Source organism: Desulfomonilia bacterium (assembly GCA_036567785.1).
In the GTDB taxonomy this organism is placed as follows: domain Bacteria; phylum Desulfobacterota; class Desulfomonilia; order UBA1062; family UBA1062; genus DATCTV01.
On sequence record DATCTV010000008.1, the window covers coordinates 1 to 1571 of the forward strand.

A 1571-nucleotide genomic window follows, 5' to 3' on the forward strand; every position below is an offset into this window, starting at 1 on the left:
GGGGATCAATGCAGCTGCTTCCGACGAAAGGGCTACAAAGAAGCAGATGATAAGCGCCATAAAGGAGTTTGGCGTAACCAAGGATGAGATAGTGGATGTACTGAGGGTCGTTCTCCTCACGTCGGGAATGCCGCCCTTCACGAAAGGCATGAAGATATTGGGCGAAGTGATGGAGAAATAAACCTTTTCAATTTTTTGTTGTTTTTCTCAATCTTATAAGAAAAAGGCGATTCTATCCTCCGTGATCATGCGCCGCATTCTCAGCCTCCTGGTGGCTAGGTGCAGCAAACGAAAAAACGTTACCCTCATAGGACTTTAAGGGCGGGTTCATGGGTGCCTTCAGAGCCTCGATCTCGGGCCAGTTCCTTCTCCTCGGCCTTCTTCGTTCTCTCAAAATCTCCAAAACCGCGCGGTTCTCTCGTTCTGGGGAGCGGGGATGACCGTCTTAAAGAGGATCCTCTCTTCTATGAGAGTATAGAAACACTGCAAAGAGATACGTCTGCCAGGTCAGCCAGAAAAGAGACCTTCTCACCGCTGTGCTAGCAGGCATGAAAACCGCACATGATTTGTCATGCTCTGCCAGCGACACTTATCTCAGGAGGAGCTATCGCTGTCCGCTATAGGCTCTGCCAGCAAGCCGCCGTATGCGTATCTGAACGGAAGTGACAGCTCGCCTCGACCAAGCATAGAAATGGCGAGACGCGACACATAAAATTCTGCTACTTACAAGGATTAATGGGCCAGTTAGAGGTTCGACCACAACGCGAACATATCGGTCCGCTAGTTCCTGCAATTATCTTATGGGGCTTATCCTCCTTGCAGGGATTAATGGGCCAGTTAGAGGTTCGACCACATTTGGTGCAAATATTTATTCCGTTAATTACTGCGATATCATGAGCCATGAATCCATTTTAGCATTTATAGTAAATAGCTTTTACGATATGTCAATGATACGAGCACTTCTAACAAAGTATGTGTTTAGCTCCCATAATTTAAGTCCAAGGACACCGTTTTCTTCATTTGGGCTCTTGCCTTTGTCATTGCTTTCCTTTATCCACCACAGCTTAACATCCAGACAGCCGATGAGCCAGAAGCTCTCGTTGATGGATCGCTTCTTCTTGAGATCATCTGTGAAGACCACCGGCATCCAACGCATCGACATAAATCAAAGAGTGCAACATATGAGGAACTTTCTTATACAATCAAAGCTACCAATTAAATTGTTAAGGAGAAAAACAGCCATGAACACCGGCGCATCATCAAAAAGGTCGCCTGTTCTCTTCTTCACATTGGTTTACGCCCTTTCCATCCCCTTTTGGGTGCTCAATATCATCTTTCCAATTAAGCTTCCTTTGGATAACCTTCCCGTGACAGACATTGCAGCCACTTTTGCCCCGACGATAGCTGCCTTGATCCTTGTGTACAGGGAGGAGAAGCTTTTTGGGGTGCGGAAGCTCTTGAGGAGAACCTTCGATTATAAGAGGATCACACGAAAGATCTGGTATATTCCCATCATTTTTTTGATGCCGCTCATCTACGTGTTGACCTACTGGATAATGCGTCTTGTGGGG

Annotated in this window: 3 protein-coding genes; 2 read left to right on the top strand and 1 reads right to left on the bottom strand. The window is 46.5% G+C overall.

Annotation, left to right across the window (positions count from 1 at the left end; translation table 11 throughout):
* The coding region (locus tag VIS94_02730) for a carboxymuconolactone decarboxylase family protein (GenBank protein HEY9159987.1) at positions 1-181 on the top strand (181 nt) is incomplete at its 5' end.
* A gap of 753 nt (positions 182-934) precedes the next feature.
* On the opposite strand, the gene VIS94_02735 is transcribed toward VIS94_02730, so the two are convergent.
* The gene (locus VIS94_02735; protein HEY9159988.1) at positions 935-1147 is read right to left on the bottom strand and encodes a hypothetical protein; all 213 of its coding nucleotides are present in this window, start codon (positions 1145-1147) and stop codon (positions 935-937) included.
* A 94-nt stretch (positions 1148-1241) separates the two neighbouring features.
* Between VIS94_02735 and VIS94_02740 the strand changes: the two genes are divergently transcribed.
* Positions 1242-1571, top strand: a 330-nt coding sequence (locus VIS94_02740; protein HEY9159989.1) for a CPBP family intramembrane glutamate endopeptidase, incomplete at its 3' end; no start/stop codon positions are given.